This window comes from Parazoarcus communis SWub3 = DSM 12120, from assembly GCF_003226565.1.
GTDB classification, from domain to species: Bacteria; Pseudomonadota; Gammaproteobacteria; order Burkholderiales; family Rhodocyclaceae; genus Parazoarcus; species Parazoarcus communis.
In genome coordinates this window covers 20287-39985 of the sequence record NZ_QKOE01000027.1, presented here as the reverse complement: position 1 = coordinate 39985, position 19699 = coordinate 20287, and the positions used below count along the sequence as shown (strand labels likewise).

The following is a 19699-nucleotide window of genomic DNA, read 5'->3' as shown; positions in this document are numbered from 1 at the left end:
GAACCTCCTCCGATTGAACACATCACGCAAGGGCAGCATAAAGACCAAGCGCATGCTGGCCGCTACGTCGGACAAATTTCGCGCAGAACTGCTCGGGGTGATGACATGAAGGTGCGATTGCCCTGGATGGCGGCATCCGAGTGGTGATGTACTCGACTGGCACAAAGGTCGGTCTGGGATGCCGGGCTGGAGAGGTAAAGACCATTGGCACCACAATGGAGGCGACGATCATCTGCCGCCTGGAACCGAGGTTCCTGATCCTCCGGGCGATGGAAAAGCGTGCGGTGACGACTGCAAGCAGAAGGTCGCGACAGTAGTTACTACCGCCGCTGGTGCTTACATAATCTACCGTTGTGTGCGGATGATTCCATCGCTCGCCCCACCACTTTGGTGGACTATCCCCGGCAACATTGCTGCGCCATGAGGTCGCCGTGAAAGATTTCTACGACTTTCTTAAAAGAATGGGAGGTATGCACGATTCGACCGTCGCATGCCTGACATGGTTGCCCAGCGAGAGGAGGGTTGAATTCCACTTTGACGATTTGTACAGCAACTTTGATGGATTACCCGAATATCCTGGGCGAGAGCCGGGAATGATTGCTCTGCACGGTGTCAGTAACCTAACCATCGCTCTCGAAAATGACGGTCCGCTACGTGTGTTTGAGTTCCTACCTCAAGAGGATGAATCGGATGTTGTGTTGGTTACCTTCTCGCCGAGTGGGAAGATTCGCGCCCGATTTTGTGCTGCCGACTACCCCCCGTGCCGGCTTGTGACAGATAGCTGAAGCCTTATCCCCTCGTCTTTTTGGCAGTGAGTGATAGCCGACACGAGAAGGGCCGGGGTTGCGGCCCTTCGTTCAGGAAAGGAAGTCCCCTTGATGATGTAAACCACATACCACTCCGGCCTGTTCTGAATCGCCCCGGCCTCCACGGAACCCGGGGCGACTCAACCGCACTGATGGGGGGGCTGTGGCTATTCCTCAGGTGAAGCTGCAGAGCGCTGTCACGGTCTGAGATCGTATCCCCGCGATGTGCTTTGAGAAAGCACTCGCGCGATGATCAACTGTTACTTCACCCGGCTCCGATTGTCTGCAAGGCTTGAGCGGGCGTGACGATGGGGATGCCCTGGCAGGCGCGGAGGGTGAACAGATCGGCATCGCCCTAGACGATGAGATCGGCGTGGGCGATGACGGTGGCGGCGATGACGGTGGCGGCGATGACGTGGTCGTCATCGGGAGTGGCGTCTATTCCATTGATTCAATTGTCAATGATATGAAAGCTGCAGTCAGCGTCCGGCCGCATCGCGGGCTTTCTTTTCTTCGTACTCGCGGATGCGCTCCTCGTAGCGGGCGCGATCGCGGGCAGCCTGCTCTGCACGTGCGGCAGCCTCGGCGTCGGCCTTGCCGCGGGCACGGGCCCGTTCCATATCCTGCGCGGCACGTGCGGCGCGGGCGTCGATCTCGGCCTGTTCGGCGCGCTGGGCGCGCTCGGTGCGCAGGCGCTCGGCCTCGGGTGAGGGCTGAATGCGCGCATCGCCAGCAGGGGAGGGGAGGGCTGGCTGCTGTGGGGCTCCCGGGTTCTGCTTCATGACCTCTGTGGCGACACGCTGGCGTTCGGCAAGCTCCAGCTTGCGTGCTTCGGATTCCAGCGCGCGTGCCTGGCGAATGGTTTCCAGGCGCGCCTTCTTGGCGTCATCCAGGCAGGCATTGACACGGAAGCGATCATAGCAACCGGGTTCTGTCACCTGATAGGTCTGCTCCGCCTGGTCACGAAGCTGCTGGGCTTCGGTCTTGAGGCGTTCGATGCGTGAAGTGACATCGGCTTCGGCAGCAAGGGACACGGGGGCAAGCAGGCCAAGCAGCAGCGCGCAGGTGGTGGTGCGGAGAATCGGGCTCGAAATCATGCGACAGGCAGGGCACGTGACGGGATGCGTAGAATAGCGCCTTTATCACCAGAAACGCGTTTCCATTCGTGATCAGCCTTCGCAACCTGCGCCTCGCCCGCGGCGCCAAAACCCTGATCGAGGGTGCTTCGCTACAGATCTTCCCTGGCTGGAAGGTCGGCCTGACGGGCGCCAACGGCAGCGGCAAGTCCAGTCTGTTTGCGCTGCTGCGCGATCAATTGCATCAGGACCAGGGCGATCTGGAAATTCCGCCTGGCTGGGTGATTGCCCACGTTGCCCAGGAGACACCCGGTCTGCCGCAGCCCGCGATCGACTATGTGCTCGACGGTGACGCCGAGTTGCGCCAGGTCGAGCGGGATCTGGCCGCGGCCGAATCCGCACATGATGGCGCCCATATCGGCGAGCTTCACGCGCGGCTGCACGAGATCGGCGGCTATGCCGCCCGCTCGCGGGCAGCCGCGCTGCTCGATGGCCTGGGCTTTCTGCCCACGGATATCGAACGGCCGGTGGCCGACTTCTCCGGTGGCTGGCGCATGCGACTGAATCTGGCGCAGGCGCTGATGTGCCGTTCCGATCTGTTGCTGCTTGACGAACCGACCAACCACCTCGATCTCGATGCGGTGATGTGGCTGGAGCAGTGGCTGCGCGACTATCGCGGCACGCTGCTGTTGATCTCCCACGATCGAGAGTTCCTGGATGCCTGCGTCACCCATGTGGCGCATATCGAGCAGCTCAAGCTCACGCTCTACACCGGCGGCTACTCCGATTTCGAGCGGCAGCGTGGTGAACGCCTGATCCAGCAGCAGTCGATGTTCGAGCGACAGCAGCGTGACATCGCGCACATGGAAGATTACATCCGGCGCTTCCGTGCCAAGGCGACCAAGGCTCGTCAGGCGCAGAGCCGCATCAAGGCGCTGGAGCGGATGGAGCGCATCGCCGCTGCGCACGTCGATACCCCATTCACCTTCAGCTTTCGCGACAGCCCGCCCGCACCCGATCCCTTGCTGCAGATCGAGGACGGCGCGGTGGGTTATGGCGACCGGACGATCCTCGACCGCATCGGCATTACCTTGCGGCCGGGCGAGCGTGTCGGCTTGCTTGGCCGCAACGGCGCGGGCAAGTCCACGCTGATCAAGCTGCTGTCCGGGCAATTGCAGCTGGCGGCGGGCAAGCGACTCGAAGGCAAGGGTCTGGTCACCGGCTATTTTGCCCAGCATCAACTCGAGACCTTGCGTCCGGACGAATCGGCCTTGCAGCACCTGGCCCGGCTCGATCCGCAGACCCGCGAGCAGGAATTGCGCGACTATCTCGGCGGCTTCGATTTTCGTGGTGACGGCGTAGGTGGGACATCCACACCGGCGACGACGCCTTGCGGACCGTTTTCCGGCGGCGAGAAGTCGCGGCTGGCGCTGGCGCTGCTGATCTGGACCCGCCCAAACCTGTTGTTGCTGGACGAGCCGACCAACCACCTCGACCTCGAGATGCGCCATGCGCTGACCATGGCGCTGCAGGACTACGAGGGGGCCATGGTGCTGGTGTCTCACGACCGCGCGCTGCTGCGCGCGACCTGCGACCGCTTCCTGCTGGTGGATGGTGGGCGCATCCAGCCCTTTGACGGCGATCTCGACGACTACCGGGACTGGCTGGCCGCCCGCCGGGCCGAAGCCGGGGCGGCTGCACAGTGCCCTGATCAGGCCGCGGACAAGGCCGCGCGCAAGGCGGATCGCGAGCAGGCCGCCGCAGAGCGTCAGGCGCGGATCGTCGCCCGTCGCCCCCTGGTCAAGGAGCTCGATCAGATCGACAAGAAACTGGCGGGGTGGAATGGCGAGAAGGCGCTGCTCGACACCCGGTTGGCCGACCCCGCGCTCTACAGTGGAGGCGACACCGCCCAGCTGCAGACCTTGCTCAAGCGCCAGGCAGAGCTGGCAGGCTGGATCGAAACGGCAGAGATGCGCTGGCTGGAGATCTCCGAGCTGCTGGAGGGGATGCCGGCCGATTGACCCTTCTTTCTGTATGGAAAATACAACAACTTTGGCAATAGCGCTTTACACGGGCTTGTTTGTCAATAAAATAAGAATCAGTCTCATTATTATGGTTGCGCAGTGCCGCGCCCGGTATTGAGCCATAACGACAAATTCAGCCAGCCAGGGCAGCGCAGCGCGCGTGCACCAAGCCAGCCAGCAATCCTTTTCCAGGATATGGAATCGTGCGCCCTGTGTGTATTCGTATGCCGGCTCTGTTGGTGGCTGGCTTGGTCTTGCCGGTGTCGGTTGTGTGTGCCGACGAGCCTAAATCCCTTGCCGATGTGGTCGTGCTCGATCAGCGGGATGCGCAGATCGAGCGCAAACATCAGGATATCCAGAAGATCATCATCTCCGAGGTCGAGGTCGAACGGTATGGTGATGCGACGGTGGGCGATGTCCTGCGGCGCCTGCCGGGGATGACCTTCACCGGCCCTGCCGGGGTGACCAAGGACATCCGGATTCGCGGACTGGACAAGGGCTACACACAGTTCCTGATCAATGGCGAGCCGATTCCGTCGGCCAAGAAAGAGCGACAGATCCAGGTCGACCGCTTGCCTGCCGACATGATCGAACGCATCGAGATCATCCGCAGCCCGGGCGCAATGTATGACTCGGCCGGCATTGGCGGCACGATCAATATCGTGCTCAAGCGCCGGGCCGACGGCGTGACCCGCCTACGTGCAGCTGCTGGCCGCAATGGCGATCTGGACGTTGGCGATGTGGTTGCGCAGTGGTCGCGCAGCTTCGGGAATCTGGATGTCCTGCTGGCGGCGTCGCACACCGTGGGTGCCGAGGATGTCAAGGAAGACAAGGTCACCTACAACGCCAATGGAACCGTCAAGAACGCCGAGCCCAAGGCCAAGCCGGTCAAGAAGGACGAAACGCTGTTTGCCCCACGTTTCGTGTGGCACTTTGGTGAGGATCGACTGACGCTGGAGCCCTTCATGTCCAATGGGCGTGAAATGAAGGATGAGGACACGTCGACCCTCAACGGCAGCGGCACCTTGACCAAGCGGACGCTCAAGGACGAGGACAAGTCAGACAATGTCTCGCGTCTGGGGGGGCGGTACGACGGCCGGACGTCGTGGGGCGACTGGTTCGTCAAGGCAGGTAGCCAGGAGGCCAAGGAAACCAAGGACGTCGAGAGTCTGGAGTACAACGCCGCTGGCAATCCGAGCAAACGGACCATCGAGGACGAAACCTTGCGCGAGCGGGGCATCTATGCCGGCACCGGGGTCAGTTTTGCGCTGGGTGCGAATCACACGGTGTCGGCCGGGCTGGAGTGGCGTGACGGCGAGTACCGGAACGAAAAGACCAAGATCGAGAATGGGGCCGACAAAAGCGACGCCAAGGATCGCTTCACCATTGATGAGACCCGGCAGATCTTCTATCTGCAGGACGAATGGCGGATCAGCGATGCGCATGGGCTGACGCCAGGGATACGTGTCGAGCGCACAGCGCGTGAGTCCCGGGACAGCGCAGATACGTCGCGCAAGAAGGATCTTGTCGGCACCATGCCTTCGCTCCACTACCGCTGGGCCCTGCAGGAGGATCTGAACCTGCGTGCCAGTGTGGCGAAATCGGTCAAGTTGCCCAAATACGATGAGCTCAATCCCTTCATCAAGCTTGAGAGCGGTGTATACAAAGGCGGCAATCCGGATCTGAAGCCCGAAACCGCGGTGGGATACGAGCTGGGGCTGGAGCAGTACTTCTGGGGAAACCGCGGCATTGTCGGGGTGAATGTCTACCGCCGCGATGTCGAGGATTTCGTTCAGAAAGAGCAGCGTGTGGAGGGCGGGCTGAACGTTGAGCGTCCGTACAACGTTGGCGAGGCGATGTTCTGGGGGGCAGAACTCGACTGGCGTGTGCCACTGCTGCGCAATGGGCCGCACGAGCTGTCGCTGACCGGCAATCACAGCGAGATGCGCGGGCGAGTGAAGGTCGCAGGTGTGGCCGGCAGTAGCGAGGTCAAGGACATGCCCAGGCGGATGAGCAATATCGGGCTTGATTGGCTGCATCGGCCGACGATGTGGTCGGCCGGTATCAACATCAATCATCAGCCGCGTTTCACCACCAATGGTATCAATGCAGACGGGGTGCGTGAGGTAAAGACGCGCGAACAGCAAACCCTGCTGGATCTCTATGTGGGCTGGGCTGCCTCTTCCATGGCGGAGTTGCGACTGATTGCCAAAAATGTTCTCGCGGTGGACAAGGAGGAGCGCACGGTGAAGTACACCGCGGCAGGTGCCTTCAGCAGCGACGAATGGAAGCGCGAGCGTTCCAGCCCGATGGTGATGATGACGCTGGAAAGCCGGTTCTGACCCGGACCACGGTCATGCGTGTTTGCCTAACCTGATGGAGTGATGAAATGAAAGCAAGCTTCGACAGCCGGAAGTGGCATATCTGGGTCAGCCTGGTCCTCGCCCTGCCCATCCTCATCGTATCGGTGACGGCGATCTTCATTGCCCACAACCAGTCCCTGGGGCTCAGGGATGTCACCGTTGCGGCAAACTGGTTGCCCGGCTACCGGACCGAGCGCGCGGCGATGACCGCTGTCGAGCCAAGAGCGGTGCTGCGCACGACCGCGGGAACCGACTATGTCGGGGCAAATGGCGGCCTCTATCGAATCGTCGAAGGGCGCCTGATCATGGAGCGCGTGCTGGCCGGCGTACCGGTGAGGGCATTGGCGGAGGCACCGTGGGGCGTGGTGGTGGCAGCGCGCAATGGCATCTGGGTCGAGCAGGGCGGCAACTGGCGGCGAGTGCTCAAGGGGGACGGCTGGAATGCCGCGTTGCGTGCCGATGGTGCCGTGGCCGTCGTGCTCAAGGACGACGGCATCATGGTCAGTGCCGATGGTCAGCGCTGGGTGGCCGATATGCCCGTGATGGCTGCGGTCGCGGCAGCGGCGATGGATGCGGGCGCCGTCGAGGCCATCACCTTGAACAAGCTGGTCATGGATCTGCACACAGGTAAGGCATTTTTCGGCAAGGCATGGGAGTGGATCTGGATCGATCTGGTGGGCCTGGCCATGACCCTGCTGTCGCTGACGGGCGTGTATATGTGGTGGCGGGGCGAGCGTCGCAAGGCTGAGATGGCGCGCAAGTTGAATATCGCGGCTGGTTCTGCGCCTGCTGCGGCAAGCGGTCCCAATGCGCTGGCGTCCAGGTCGCATCCTGCATGAATCCGCTTGCCTGGCTGCTGAGCGTCGGTGCAGTCGCGGGACTCGTCTTCATCGCGGTGTTGACCGTGGACGGGGTGCGGGTGTTGATGGAGCGCCTGCGTCGGGAGCGTGCGGCCCGGCCGCTGGACCTGGTCGTTACGGCGCGTCAGGAGGTGGCAGGGCATCTGGTCTGTTTGCAGCTGCGTCGACGCTGGGGACGCAGACTTCCCGCTTACATGCCGGGGCAGTATGTTGTGCTGAGTGCTCCGCTGGGGCCTGGCGGGCGGGAGGTGCGTCGAGCCTACTCGCTTGCAGCCTGGCAGGCGGGGCGGCCCAAGGCGTATGAACTGGGGATCAAGCGTGAGCCGCAAGGCTTGATGTCGAGCTGGGTATGGGATGCCCTGCGACCCGGCCAGCGTGTGCGAGTGCTGCCCCCCAAGGGTGACTTCGTCCTTCAGCCGGCATTCGGAGAGCGGGTGTTGATCGGCGCCGGTATCGGGATCACGCCGATGCGCGCCATGTTGCATGCAGCACTCTCGGAGCCGGGACGTGTGTTGTTGTTCCATGCCGCACGTCATGAGGATGAGCTGCTGTATCGCGAGGAGTTTGAGCGGCTGGCGGCGCGTTTCCCCACATTCCACTATCTGCCGACGGTGTCGCGCCCCGGGGCCGACTGGCCGGGTGCGCGCGGGCGACTCGATGCCGCGGGGATCATCGAGCACCTGTTGCATCCGGCGGTCGCACAGTTCTATCTGTGCGCCAGTGATGCCGTCATGGCATCGTTGACCGCCGGATTCGAGGCTGCAGGCATCTTGCCTTCGGCGATACACCGTGAAGCCTTCGGGGCTGCGCTTGGTGCGGGTGGAAGCGGTCAGAACGTCGATTTGCCGGGTGGCAAGCGCGTGGTCACCGCTGGTGAGCCGAGCCTGCTGCATGCGCTTGAGGCGGCTGGGTGTGCGCCGCCATCCGAGTGCCGGGCAGGCAGCTGTGGTTTGTGCCGCATGCAATTGCTGGGGGGTGAGGTCAGATGGGGCCTTGCTCCGGGCTGCGAGTTGCAGCAGGGGGAGATCCTGCCTTGCATCTGCCAGGCGGTCAGCGATCTGCGTCTGGCCTGAGCTTGCGTGGTGTTGCCCGTGCAGGCCCGGGCTTGACGAAGGTCCGGATTACTGCAGCCATTGCGCCGGATCAATGCTCCACTTCTCGAAATCCTCGTGGGCGACGATGCGGTCCTGCGAGCGGCGCAGGTCGATGAGCTCGGGTTTCAGGTAGTGGCCCTTGCTGTGATACATCACCTTGACCGTGGGCTGCATCAGCTTGTCGGCATGCTGCTCCTGTACGATCGCGAGACGGCCGCTTTCCAGCCGGACCAGCGAGCCGCTGGGATAGATGCCGATCGAGCGGATGAAGGATTGCACCAGTTCCGGCTTGAAGTGGAACTTGCTCCACTCCAGCAGCTTGCGCAGTGCATCGGTTGGCGCCATGCCTTTGTGGTAACAGCGGTTGGACGTGATCGCGTCGTACACATCCACGATCGCGCCCATCTGTCCGTAGAGGCTGATCTCTTCACCCTTGAGCTTGTTCGGGTAGCCGGTGCCGTCATAGCGTTCATGGTGCTGGGCGGCAACGTCGATCGCGATCGGGCTGATACCGGGGGTGCCCATCAGGATGATCTTGCTCTGCACCACATGCGACTTCATCTTGACGAATTCGGCATCGGTGAGCTTGGCCGGCTTGTTCAGGATCTCGTCCGGCACCTGGGCTTTGCCCACATCGTGCAGCAAGGCGCCGACCGCGATCTCGTGGATGATCTCGCGGGGCAGTTCCAGCGTGCGGGCAAACGAGGTCAGCAGCGCACAGACCGATACCGAGTGCTGAAAGGTGTATTCGTCGTGGGTCTTCAGTCGTGACAGCGGCAGAAGCGCATCGGACTGGCGGAAGATGGAGTCGACGATCTTCTCGACCACAGGCTCGATCTGTTCCAGCTCGATCTGCTTGCCCAGACGGATGTCGCCCATCATGTTGCGGACGATGCGGTTGGCCTCGCGGTGCAGGGTGCGGGCACGCTGCACCTCGTCGGCGAGCGTCGTGGGGGCAATGGGCGCACGGTTTGCGCTGGCGATCGCCTCGAGCTGCTCGTCGACCTGATGCGCGGCCTCCTCCAGCGTGGGCGCGTCGGCAACGTCCAGGCCCTTGGAAATGTCGATGTAGATCTCATGCACGCCCAGTTCGCGTACCTTGCGCAGCGTGTTGTCGTCCTTCAGCGCGAAGCTGTTACGGACGAAGTTGTGTTCCATCCAGCCGCAATTGAGGTCGTGGATGTACATGCCGAGCTGGAGCTTCTCGATGGGGATGAGCTTGATCATGCTTAAGTGCTTTGGGTATTGGCGGCAGTATCCTGCATTGGCATGACTTGAGCCAGTGTCAGGAGCAGTGGGCCGAGGACTTTCGCACGGAGGCCATACGAACAGGGTGTGCGTCGAAAGCAAGCTGTCTTGAACGCAATGCTAGAATCCCGCCTTTAACCATCAAGTCATCAGGAGTACCCGGTGCGTATCGTCTGTCTCGACCTCGAAGGTGTGCTGGTTCCGGAAATCTGGATCGAATTCGCCGAGCGTACTGGCATTCCGGAGTTGCGTCGGACAACCCGCGACGAGCCCAACTACGACACCCTGATGAAGTATCGCCTGAACATCCTCGCCGAGAAAAAGCTTGGCCTGCCCGACATTCAGGCGGTCATCGCCAGCATGGGGCCAATGGCGGGGGCGCGCGACTTCCTCGACGACCTGCGCGATACCTATCAGGTGGTCATCCTGTCCGACACCTTCTACGAGTTCGCCAAGCCGCTGATGGTGCAGCTGGGTCTGCCGACCCTGTTCTGCCATAGCCTCGAGGCCAACGATGAAGGCATCCTGGTCAACTACCACCTGCGCATGCCGGACCAGAAGCGTGAGGCGGTCAAGCGTTTCAAGGAGCTCAACTTCAAGGTCGTCGCTGCAGGCGACTCCTACAACGACACCGCGATGCTGGGTGAGGCCCACGGCGGCATCCTGTTCCATCCGCCGGAAAACGTCGTGCGCGAGTTTCCGCAGTACCCGGTGGTGCGTGACTACACCGCGCTGCGTACCGAGATCGACAAGGCCTTTGCCAAGGCCGGCTGATTCTGGACGAAGCGGCAGGCCGGCACGACGTCCATAGCCCGATCCCCTTGCGCCCTGCGGGGCGCGGTCTTCTTAAAAGCGACTCCTCATGCATCGCGTACGCTTCTTTACCCTGTCCGCCTCCTGCCCCGACCGCGTTGGCATCGTTGCTCGCGTGTCGGGTTTCATTGCCGAGCACAAGGGCTGGATTCTCGAAACCTCGCTGCACGCCGAACCGCCGCAGGAGGGCGAGTCGGTCGGGCGCTACTTCATGCGCATCGAGATCCGTGCGGATTCCTTACCCTTCCATCTCGCCGAGTTTCGCGAGCGCTTCCGGCCGCTGGCCGAAGAGCTGGAGATGGACTGGAAGATCAGCGACTCCGCAGTCAAGAAGCGGGTGGTGATGCTGGTCAGCAAACAGGAACACTGCCTGTACGACCTGCTGGCGCGCTGGAAGTCGCGTGAGCTCGATGTCGAGATACCCTGCGTCATCTCCAACCACAACGACCTGCGCGGCTTCGTCGAGTGGCACGGCATCCCCTTTCATCATGTGCCGGTCACGGCCGACAACAAGACCAGCGCCTATGCCGAGGTGCAGCGCCTGTTCGAGGAATCGCGCGGCGATACCATGGTGCTGGCGCGCTACATGCAGATCCTGTCGCCTGAGCTATGCGCGGCCTACCCCGGGCGGATCATCAACATCCACCACAGTTTCCTGCCCAGCTTCGTTGGCGCCAAACCCTATCACCAGGCCTATGCCAAGGGCGTCAAGCTGATTGGTGCGACCTGTCACTACGTGACTGCGGACCTCGACCAGGGACCGATCATCGAGCAGGACGTCATCCGCATCGATCACTCCGACTCGGTCGAGGACATGGTCCGTTACGGCAAGGACATCGAAAAGACCGTGCTCGCCCGCGGCCTGCGCTACCACCTGGAAGACCGCGTGCTGACCCACGGCAACAAGACCATCGTGTTCCGCTGATTCCGCGTTCTTCGCAAATAACAAAGGCGCCCCATGAGGCGCCTTTGTTATTTGCGGACGAAAAAAAGCGCCCCGAAGGGCGCTTGAATCAGGACGGAACCGGAGGAGTTGCGGTTCCGCCCGTCCGGATGGCTTAGTGGTGGTAAGCGGTTTCGCCGTGGGCAGTGATGTCCAGACCTTCGCGCTCTTCTTCCTCCGGCACCCGCAGACCCACGAACATGTCGGCGATCTTGTAGGCGATGAAGGCAACCACAGCGGACCAGATGATGGTGATGATCACACCGTAGGTCTGGATCCACACTTGCGAGGCGATCGAGAAGTCTTCAGCGCCGGTACCACCCAGGCTCGGTGCGGTAAACACACCGGTCAGGATGGCGCCCAGGATACCGCCGAGGCCATGCACGCCGAACACGTCGAGCGAGTCGTCAGCACCGAGCATGCGCTTGAGGCCATTGACACCCCACAGGCAGACAAAGCCGGACAACAGGCCGATCACGATGGCGCCCATCGGGCCAACCGAGCCGCAGGCCGGGGTGATCGCCACCAGGCCGGCAACGGCACCGGAGGCTGCACCCAGCATCGAGGGCTTGCCCTTGAACATTGCCTCACCCAGGCACCAGGCCAGCACGGCGGCTGCGGTCGCGAACAGGGTGTTGATGAAGGCCAGTGCGGCGCCCGAGGTGGCTTCCAGGTTGGAGCCGGCGTTGAAGCCGAACCAGCCCACCCACAGCATCGAGGCACCGACCATGGTCAGCGTCAGCGAGTGCGGAGCCATCGATTCGCGACCGTAGCCGATACGCTTGCCGACCATGTAGGCACCCACCAGACCGGCGATACCGGCGTTGATGTGCACCACGGTACCGCCTGCGAAGTCGAGTGCGCCGTCTTCCAGCAGGTAGCCGCCCGGGCCCCACACCATGTGGCAGATCGGCAGGTAGCAGAAGGTGAACCAGATCACCGAGAACAGCAGCACGGCGGAGAACTTCATGCGTTCGGCAAAGGAGCCGACGATGAGCGCGCAGGTGATGCCGGCAAAGGTGGCCTGGAAGGCGATGAAGGCATATTCAGGCAGCTTGGCATCGTCGCTGAAGGTATCGGCCAGGCTGTCCATGGTCACACCGGACAGGAACAGCTTGTCGAGCGAGCCGATGAAGGGGCTGGCTTCGGTGAAGGCCAGGCTGTAGCCATAGAAGGCCCACAGCACGGAAATCAGCGAAAACACCACCATCACCTGCATCAGCACCGACAGCATGTTCTTGGAGCGGACCAGGCCGCCGTAGAACAGTGCCAGGCCGGGCAGGGCCATGAACAGCACGAGCAGCGTGGCGGTCATGATCCAGGCCACGTCGCCCTTGTTGACGGTCGGTTCGACCGCCGCTTCGGCAGCGGCCTCAACGGCAGCGGCGGCTTCGACGACGGCTTCGACAACCGGCGCCGCCGGGGTTTCCTGGGCAAAAACGCCGCCAGAAAGGCCGACGGTCACCGCCGCCAGCAGGATTGCAAATAGTTTTTTCATGTCAGAGTTCTCCCTTACAGGGCATCGGAACCGGTTTCGCCGGTGCGGATACGGATCGCCTGTTCCAGATCGAAGACGAAGATCTTGCCGTCACCGATCTTGCCGGTGGAGGCCGATTTTTCGATGGCTTCGATGGCCTGGTCGAGGATGTCGTCGCGGATCGCCGCTTCGATCTTCACTTTGGGCAGGAAGTCGACGACGTACTCGGCACCGCGATAGAGCTCGGTGTGGCCCTTCTGGCGGCCGAAGCCCTTGACTTCGGTGACGGTGATGCCCTGTACGCCGATGGCGGACAGCGCTTCCCGCACTTCGTCGAGCTTGAAGGGCTTGATGATGGCGCTGATGAATTTCATGGTTGCTTCACCTGTATGACGAGGGTTTGCCTGTGCGGGCCGTCGGTGTCATGCGGCCCGGGGAGCACGGGTTCGATCAGAACTCTTTGCTGAACGAGAGGACGAAGCGGTCGCCGGCAGCGTTCTTGCCGGTATCGCCGAAACAGTAGGGTTCGCCCTTGGAGCAGCTGCCGTCGGCGTCGGAGTCCGAGTAGGTCAGTGCGACGGTGCCAAAGCCGACATCCTTGCTGATACCCACCGCCCAGTCGGCGTAGGATGCGCCGCCATTCTTCTTGATGATCTGGCGACCGATGTGAGCCGAAGCCGTCCAGCCTGCGGCGAATTCGTAGTCGGCGTTCAGTTCCAGGTAGTTGGAGTTGCGGGTGCTGTTGCTGTTGGTGCCGGTCCAGCCGAACAGGTACTTGGAAACGGCGTGCGAGTACTTCAGCTCGATGAACTCCCAGCCCAGCGCGATGTAGACCTCGGTCGAATCAGGGGTGGCGACGCCGCTGATGCTGGAGCCCGGGTAAAAGTAGCGGATCGCACCGACGTCGTAGGAAATGGGACCGGCCTCACCGGCGTAGCCGAGGTAAAGGTCGATTTCCATGCTGTTGTTCTTCTTGGCCATATCATCCACCCAGCCCACGTTCGAGGCCCAGGTGCCGATATAGAAGCCGCTCTCGTGTGCATAGTCGAAACCGCCCTGAAGTGCGGGCTGACCTTGCGACTGGCTGATGCCGCGGAACACGTAGTCGGTGGTCAGCGTGATGTTGCCGCTGAGGCTGTGAGGACCTTCGGCCTGGGCGGTGCCGATCATCGGCAGGGTGGCGAGGAGGGCGGTGGCGATGAGGCTCTTGCGCATGTTATGGCTCCTGAAGCAGTTGTGTTTTGGCGAGTTTCACTAAGCATTGACTGTGCCAGAAGCCCGAAAGCCGCGTGGATGCTGGGTTTCTTGCGGGGGTGAAGTGGCCGTGCGGCACTTGGTCAATAGTGTGGGTCACCGGAATGATGCATGATCCGTCTTGATGCACCCATTTGGTGCGTTTCTCGGAAAAAACAGGCACCGATTTCGCGCATGGGGCAATCCGGAGCGTCTGGCGCGACGTGATAGACTTCGAATCTGGATATTTTTGAGATCGACTACGCCATGACGACCCCGCGAATCCTCGATGAAATCGGTGCAAAAGTCTCCGAACTGGTCGCGAACAGCCCTGTTCGTGACGTGGAAAAGAACCTGAAGGCGGTGTTGTCGGGCGCTTTTGGCAAACTCGACCTGGTCACGCGTGAAGAATTCGAAGTGCAGCGCGAAATGCTGGCACATGCTCGCCAGCGTCTGACCGAACTCGAGGCCCGCGTCGCCGCACTCGAATCCGAACGGCAAGGCACCGCAGCGCCCAAGGCCTGACAAGGGCCGCCTTCATGGCGGCTGTCCATTTTATTGCTTTGTCATTGAAGGGTCTTCGCGTAGACTGAGCGGCTGTTCAGTTCGGAGACCCTTCTGCATGTCGATCGCGCGTGTGCGAACCCGTGCCCTGGATGGCCTGGATGCCCCCGAGGTCATGGTCGAGGTTCATCTCGCCAACGGCCTGCCTTCCTTCACGCTGGTCGGTTTGCCCGACACCGAGGTCCGCGAGGCTCGCGACCGTGTGCGGGCCGCCATCGTGACCTCGCAGTTCGAGTTTCCGCAGCGGCGCATCACCGTCAATCTGGCGCCGGCCGACCTGCCCAAGGAGGGCGGACGCTTCGACCTGCCGATTGCGCTGGGCATCCTGGCCGCGTCCGATCAGATCAAGTCTGCCCTGATCGGTGGCCTGGAGTTCTGTGGCGAGTTGTCGCTGGATGGTTCGCTGCGCGCGATCCGGGGCGCCTTGTCGGTCGCGCTGGCAGCCGCTCGGGCGGGGCATGAGTTGATCGTGCCGCGCGCCAATGCCGACGAGGCAGCCCTTGCCCGGGGCGTTCAGGTGCGACCGGCGACATCCCTGCTCGAGGTGTGTGGCCACCTCAACAGCCTGTCCGCGCTGCCTGTGCACACCGCTGGTCCCCGCGCGGCCGCGCACGTCCAAGTTGCGGACCTGGCCGACGTGCGTGGCCAGTTTCAGGCACGGCGGGGCTTGGAAGTCGCCGCAGCGGGTGGTCATTCCCTTCTGATGCACGGCCCGCCCGGCACTGGCAAGTCGATGCTGGCGCAACGCCTGCCCGGCTTGCTGCCGCCGCTGAGCGAACACGAGGCGCTGGAGAGTGCCGCGGTGTATTCGCTGAGCGGCAGTTTCGATGCCGCGCGCTGGGGTATGCGGACTTTTCGTGCCCCACATCACTCGGCTTCGGCGGCCGCACTCGTCGGCGGTGGCGCAATTCCGCAGCCCGGCGAGGTGTCGCTGGCGCATCACGGCATCCTGTTCCTGGACGAACTGCCCGAATTTGACCGCCGCGTGCTCGAATCCCTGCGTGAGCCGCTGGAAACCGGTCTGGTCACGGTGTCGCGGGCACGCAGGCGGGCCGAGTTTCCTGCCCGCTTCCAGCTGGTGGCAGCGATGAATCCGTGTCCTTGCGGCTATCTGGGACACCCTACCCGGGCCTGCACTTGCACGCCGGCGCAGGTCACCCGTTACCGCGCTCGCTTATCCGGTCCTCTGCTGGACCGTATCGACCTGATGGTCGAGGTGCCGGTGGTCTCGTATGACGACCTGGCGTCTGCGCCGCAAGGCGAGACCAGCGCACAGGTGCGTGAACGCGTCGTCCGCTGCCGCGAGGTGCAGATGGCGCGCCAAGGCGTGCCCAATGCCGCGTTGCCGCCGGGGCAGGTCGACACCTTATGTACGCCGGATGCGGCAGGGGCCGGCCTGCTGGCGCAGGCGATGAACCGCCTGCACCTGTCGGCGCGTGCCTATCACCGCGTGCTGCGGGTGGCGCGCACGCTGGCTGACCTTGCCGGGCTGGCCCAGCCCGGCGCGACGCAGGTGGCCGAGGCCATCCAGTATCGCCGGGTCTGATTCTCGGGGAGGGCTCAGCCCTCCTCGAGAATCAGCACACGCTGGCCGGCACGCACCGGCGAGCCTGGCTGCACGCGCACCTCCTTGACGATGCCGTCGCGCGGCGCGGTCAGCGGGATTTCCATCTTCATCGATTCGAGCACCACCAGGGTGTCGCCTTCGCGGACACGCTGGCCGGCCTCGACCCGGACCTGCCACAGATTGCCGGCGATATGGCTTTCGATGCCGTGCTCGCCGTGGCCGAGCGGGGCATCCTCGCCCAGGTCGGGGGCGACGTCCTCGGCCTCGAAGTGGGCCTGACCGCTGGCGATCCAGCGCTCGCGTTCGGCGTCGAAGGCTGCGCGCTGGCGGGTGCGGAAGGCGGCGATGCCCTCGGCTTCGCGGCTGAGGAAGGCCTGGTAATCCGACAGGCGCAGCGTGGTCGGCTCGATCTCGATGGCATGGCGGCCGAGCGGAAAGTCGTGGCGGATGCGCAGCAAGTCCTCGGCCGATACCGGATGAAAGCGGATCTGGTCGAAGAAGCGCAGCAGCCAGGGTTTGCCGTCGAAGGCGGCAACGGCGCGATAGCGGTTCCACATCTGCAAGGTGCGACCGACAAACTGATAGCCGCCGGGCCCCTCCATGCCGTAGATGCACAGGTAGGCGCCACCGATGCCGACCGAGTTCTCCGCAGTCCAGGTGCGGGCCGGGTTGTATTTGGTGGTGACCAGGCGGTGGCGCGGGTCGAGCGGCGTGGCCACGGGGGCACCCAGATAGACGTCGCCCAGCCCCATGACCAGATAGCGGGCCTCGAAAACCGTCTGTCGTACCGCTTCAAGATCGGCCAGATCATTGATGCGACGGATGAACTCCAGGTTGCTCGGGCACCACGGGGCATCCTTGCGCACCGTGGTCATGTATTTCTCGATCGCCAGGCGGCAGGCGGGGTCGTCCCACGATAGCGGCAGATGCACGATGCGCGACGGGACTTCCAGATCGTCCTGGGTACATACGCCGGTCCACAGCGCAGCGACCCGCTCGAGCAGCCTGGCCAGCGGCAGGGTTTCGGGGCGGTAGTGCAGTTGCAGTGAACGGATGCCGGGGGTCAGGTCCACCAGGCCGTCGAGCGCGAGGGCTTCGATCGCCTGCATCAGCGCGTGGGCGCGAAAGCGCAGTACCAGATCGAGCTCTGCCGGGCCGATCTCCAGCAGCAGGTGGGTGTCACCAGACAGGCGCGCCACCAGCCGGGTGTCGGCCTCGCCCAGTTCGAGCACGATGGGGGAGTGGGGTACCATCGCCGGGCTGTGTGCGGGGTAGGCCTGGGCGAGGGTGTGCGTCTCCACCTGGCGGGCGTTTGCGAGGCTGCGCGCGGTGGCAAGGTCCACCGGCACGAAGCGCAACTTGTCGCCCGCCTTCAACTGGCCAAGTTGCCACAGATCGGCTTCGATCACCGTCACCGGGCAGACGAAGCCGCCCAGGCTGGGGCCGTCCGGCCCGAGGATCACCGGCATGTCACCGGTAAAGTCGACCGCGCCGACTGCGTAGGGATTGTCGTGGATGTTGGAAGGGTGCAGACCAGCCTCGCCGCCGCTGTCACGCGCCCATTCCGGCTTGGGGCCGATCAGGCGCACGCCGGTGCGGCTGGAGTTGAAATGTACCTCCCAGTCCGTGGCAAGAAAACGCTCGATGTACGCCGGCTGGAAATATTCCGGTGCTCCGTGCGGGCCGTAGATCACCCGGAGTTCGCGCACGGCAGGCAGCGCCGGGGTCAGCGTGGCGGGCAGGCGGGCGCCGGCCGCAGGCCCGTCCAGCGGGAACAGGTGCAGCACATCGCCGCCACGCAGCGCGCGGCCACCATGACCGCCGAACTGGCCGAGGGTGAAGGTGCTCTTGCTGCCAAGGTAGTCCGGCACGTCGATGCCGCCGCGCACGCACAGGTAGCTGCGGGTGCCGCTGCCGCCAATGGTGCCGAACACCAGCCGGCTGCCGGCCGGGATGAAAATGGCGGTATTCATCGACTGCGGCTGCTCGTCGAGGGTCAGCGGAATCTCCGCGCCGGTGACGGCGATCACCGCATCGCAGTTGAAACGCAGCACCGGCCCGCTCATGGTGATCTCGAGCGCGGCCGCTCCTTCGGCGTTGCCGAGCAGGCGGTTGCCCAGACGCAGCGCACGGTCGTCCATCGGACCGGAAGGCGGCACCCCCACGGCCCAGTAGCCCAGCCGGCCCGGCCAGTCCTGCACCGTGGTCTGGGTGCCGGCGGTGATGAACTCGATGCTGTGGCTGCGGTAGTGCAGCCCCTCCAGGCAGCGGGTCCATGGCTGGCCGCTGGCGAAGGGCGCGTCGGCCAGGATCTGGCGCAGGTAGTCGCGGTTGGTCTCGACACCATACAGGCGGCTGGCGGCCAGTGCGGCGTCCAGGCCGGCGATGGCCGCACCGCGGTCTTCTGCGTGGGCGATCAGCTTGGCGATCATGGGGTCAAAATAGGGCGGAATCTCGCATCCGGCCTCCACCCAGGTGTCGATACGCAGGGCATGACCGTCGGCGGGCGGAAAGTCGACCGCGGTCAGCAGCCCGGAGCAAGGCTGGAAGTCGCGGCCGGGGTCTTCCGCATACAGCCGGGCCTGGATGGCGTGGCCGCGTGGCTGCAGGGTGGCGGCCAGCTCGGTGAGCGGCGGCAGTTCGCCGGCGGCAAGCTGTACCATCCAGGCCACCAGGTCTACGCCCCACACCTGTTCGGTCACGCCATGTTCCACCTGCAGGCGGGTGTTGACCTCCAGAAAGTAGAAGGCGCCCGCCGCACTGTCGTAGACGAACTCCACCGTACCGGCCGAGCGGTACTTCACCGCACGTGCCAGCCGTACGGCTGCCTCGCACAAGGCTTCGGCCATGCCGGCAGGCAGATTGGGGGCGGGGGTTTCTTCCAGCACCTTCTGGTTGCGCCGCTGCACCGAGCAGTCGCGTACGCCAAGCGCGATCACCTCACCGGCACCATCGCCAAACACCTGCACTTCCAGATGGCGGGCGCGTTCGATGTATTTCTCGATGAACACGCCGGCGTCTGAGAAGTTGTTCTCACCCAGGCGGCGTACCGCGTCGAACTGCTGCGCCAGTTCATCAGCACTGCGGCACACCCGCATGCCGATGCCCCCCCCGCCCGCAGTGCTCTTGAGCATCACCGGATAGCCGACGGTGCTTGCGGCGGCGAGGGCCTCGTCCACCGAGGCGAGCAGTCCGGTGCCTTCGAGCATGGGCACGCCGTGGGCCTTGGCCAGCGCGCGCGCGGTGTGCTTGAGGCCGAACACCCGCAGTTGTTCGGGGGTCGGGCCGATGAAGGCAATACCGGCAGCCTCGCAGCGTTCGGCGAAGGCGGCGTTTTCGGACAGGAAGCCGTAGCCGGGGTGGATGGCGCCAACGCCATGATCACGCGCAATGGCGAGGAGCTTGTCCACCGCAAGATAGGTCTGCGCCGCCGCGCCTTCACCCAGGCTGTAGGCCTCGTCGGCTTCGATCAGATGGCGGCTGGCGGCATCGGCTTCGGAATACACCGCTACCCCGGTGGTGCCCAGGGCCTTGAGGGTGCGCAGGATGCGGCAGGCAATCGCACCGCGGTTGGCGATCAGGACTTTGTCGAACATGGTTTCACCCGATGGAGTCGAGCTGTGGCGGGTCG

Annotated in this window: 16 protein-coding genes; 10 read left to right on the top strand and 6 right to left on the bottom strand. The window is 63.6% G+C overall.

Annotated features, from left to right (window positions below; genetic code table 11):
- Positions 1-178: 178 nt before the first annotated feature.
- Positions 179-424: a hypothetical protein gene (locus DNK49_RS25200; protein WP_110529632.1), complete on the top strand. Its 246-nt coding sequence runs from the start codon at positions 179-181 to the stop codon at positions 422-424.
- A 7-nt stretch (positions 425-431) separates the two neighbouring features.
- Positions 432-785, top strand: a complete 354-nt coding sequence (locus tag DNK49_RS21245; RefSeq protein ID WP_110529629.1) for a hypothetical protein — start codon at positions 432-434, stop codon at positions 783-785.
- Between the two features lie 500 nt (positions 786-1285).
- On the opposite strand, the gene DNK49_RS21240 is transcribed toward DNK49_RS21245, so the two are convergent.
- A complete protein-coding gene (locus tag DNK49_RS21240; RefSeq protein WP_110529626.1) occupies positions 1286-1903 on the bottom strand; it encodes a hypothetical protein in 618 nt (205 codons plus the stop codon).
- A gap of 68 nt (positions 1904-1971) precedes the next feature.
- Between DNK49_RS21240 and DNK49_RS21235 the strand changes: the two genes are divergently transcribed.
- The 4 genes from DNK49_RS21235 (at position 1972) to DNK49_RS21220 (ending at position 8202) form a co-directional block, all read left to right on the top strand.
- Entirely contained in the window at positions 1972-3903 is a 1932-nt protein-coding gene (locus tag DNK49_RS21235; protein WP_110529623.1) for an ATP-binding cassette domain-containing protein, read from the top strand.
- 227 nt (positions 3904-4130) lie between these two features.
- A complete protein-coding gene (locus DNK49_RS21230; RefSeq protein ID WP_110529619.1) occupies positions 4131-6248 on the top strand; it encodes a TonB-dependent receptor plug domain-containing protein in 2118 nt (705 codons plus the stop codon).
- Positions 6249-6295: 47 nt separating this feature from the next.
- Positions 6296-7108 carry a PepSY domain-containing protein gene (locus DNK49_RS21225; RefSeq protein ID WP_110529616.1) on the top strand — a complete coding sequence of 271 codons (813 nt, stop codon included), beginning with the start codon at positions 6296-6298 and terminating at the stop codon, positions 7106-7108.
- Positions 7105-8202 (top strand): 2Fe-2S iron-sulfur cluster-binding protein, encoded by a 1098-nt coding sequence (locus DNK49_RS21220; RefSeq protein WP_110529613.1) that lies wholly within the window; start codon positions 7105-7107, stop codon positions 8200-8202. Before DNK49_RS21225 ends, DNK49_RS21220 begins: the two co-directional genes overlap by 4 nt.
- A gap of 48 nt (positions 8203-8250) precedes the next feature.
- Here the strand turns inward: DNK49_RS21220 and DNK49_RS21215 are convergent, their stop codons facing one another.
- Positions 8251-9450, bottom strand: coding sequence for an HD-GYP domain-containing protein (locus tag DNK49_RS21215; RefSeq protein ID WP_110529610.1), 1200 nt, complete (start codon positions 9448-9450; stop codon positions 8251-8253).
- Between the two features lie 183 nt (positions 9451-9633).
- Between DNK49_RS21215 and thrH the strand changes: the two genes are divergently transcribed.
- Positions 9634-10245: a bifunctional phosphoserine phosphatase/homoserine phosphotransferase ThrH gene (thrH, locus tag DNK49_RS21210; protein WP_110529608.1), complete on the top strand. Its 612-nt coding sequence runs from the start codon at positions 9634-9636 to the stop codon at positions 10243-10245.
- An 88-nt stretch (positions 10246-10333) separates the two neighbouring features.
- Positions 10334-11209 carry a formyltetrahydrofolate deformylase gene (purU, locus tag DNK49_RS21205; RefSeq protein ID WP_110529605.1) on the top strand — a complete coding sequence of 292 codons (876 nt, stop codon included), beginning with the start codon at positions 10334-10336 and terminating at the stop codon, positions 11207-11209.
- A gap of 133 nt (positions 11210-11342) precedes the next feature.
- Here the strand turns inward: purU and DNK49_RS21200 are convergent, their stop codons facing one another.
- From DNK49_RS21200 to DNK49_RS21190, 3 genes are all read right to left on the bottom strand, one after another.
- Positions 11343-12725 (bottom strand): ammonium transporter, encoded by a 1383-nt coding sequence (locus tag DNK49_RS21200; RefSeq protein ID WP_110529602.1) that lies wholly within the window; start codon positions 12723-12725, stop codon positions 11343-11345.
- 14 nt (positions 12726-12739) lie between these two features.
- Entirely contained in the window at positions 12740-13078 is a 339-nt protein-coding gene (gene glnK, locus DNK49_RS21195) for a P-II family nitrogen regulator (RefSeq protein WP_110529599.1), read from the bottom strand.
- A 76-nt stretch (positions 13079-13154) separates the two neighbouring features.
- Entirely contained in the window at positions 13155-13919 is a 765-nt protein-coding gene (locus DNK49_RS21190) for a TorF family putative porin (protein ID WP_110529596.1), read from the bottom strand.
- Positions 13920-14204: 285 nt separating this feature from the next.
- On the opposite strand from DNK49_RS21190, the gene DNK49_RS21185 reads away from it, so the two are divergent.
- Together DNK49_RS21185 and DNK49_RS21180 are read left to right on the top strand one after the other, a co-directional pair.
- Entirely contained in the window at positions 14205-14462 is a 258-nt protein-coding gene (locus DNK49_RS21185) for an accessory factor UbiK family protein (protein WP_110529593.1), read from the top strand.
- Between the two features lie 97 nt (positions 14463-14559).
- Positions 14560-16047: a YifB family Mg chelatase-like AAA ATPase gene (locus DNK49_RS21180; protein WP_110529590.1), complete on the top strand. Its 1488-nt coding sequence runs from the start codon at positions 14560-14562 to the stop codon at positions 16045-16047.
- Between the two features lie 14 nt (positions 16048-16061).
- Here DNK49_RS21180 and uca read toward each other — a convergent pair whose 3' ends face one another.
- Positions 16062-19664 (bottom strand): urea carboxylase, encoded by a 3603-nt coding sequence (gene uca, locus DNK49_RS21175; protein WP_110529586.1) that lies wholly within the window; start codon positions 19662-19664, stop codon positions 16062-16064.
- Positions 19665-19699: the final 35 nt, after the last annotated feature.

Coding starts and splice junctions, on each gene's coding strand:
- DNK49_RS21225 (WP_110529616.1), top strand. CDS start 6,296: ATGAAAGCAAGCTTCGACAGCCGGAAGTGGCATATCTGGGTCAGCCTG.
- DNK49_RS21180 (WP_110529590.1), top strand. CDS start 14,560: ATGTCGATCGCGCGTGTGCGAACCCGTGCCCTGGATGGCCTGGATGCC.
- DNK49_RS21220 (WP_110529613.1), top strand. CDS start 7,105: ATGAATCCGCTTGCCTGGCTGCTGAGCGTCGGTGCAGTCGCGGGACTC.
- uca (WP_110529586.1), bottom strand. CDS start 19,664: ATGTTCGACAAAGTCCTGATCGCCAACCGCGGTGCGATTGCCTGCCGC.
- DNK49_RS21240 (WP_110529626.1), bottom strand. CDS start 1,903: ATGATTTCGAGCCCGATTCTCCGCACCACCACCTGCGCGCTGCTGCTT.
- DNK49_RS21185 (WP_110529593.1), top strand. CDS start 14,205: ATGACGACCCCGCGAATCCTCGATGAAATCGGTGCAAAAGTCTCCGAA.
- DNK49_RS25200 (WP_110529632.1), top strand. CDS start 179: ATGCCGGGCTGGAGAGGTAAAGACCATTGGCACCACAATGGAGGCGAC.
- DNK49_RS21215 (WP_110529610.1), bottom strand. CDS start 9,450: ATGATCAAGCTCATCCCCATCGAGAAGCTCCAGCTCGGCATGTACATC.
- DNK49_RS21200 (WP_110529602.1), bottom strand. CDS start 12,725: ATGAAAAAACTATTTGCAATCCTGCTGGCGGCGGTGACCGTCGGCCTT.
- DNK49_RS21230 (WP_110529619.1), top strand. CDS start 4,131: ATGCCGGCTCTGTTGGTGGCTGGCTTGGTCTTGCCGGTGTCGGTTGTG.
- glnK (WP_110529599.1), bottom strand. CDS start 13,078: ATGAAATTCATCAGCGCCATCATCAAGCCCTTCAAGCTCGACGAAGTG.
- DNK49_RS21190 (WP_110529596.1), bottom strand. CDS start 13,919: ATGCGCAAGAGCCTCATCGCCACCGCCCTCCTCGCCACCCTGCCGATG.
- purU (WP_110529605.1), top strand. CDS start 10,334: ATGCATCGCGTACGCTTCTTTACCCTGTCCGCCTCCTGCCCCGACCGC.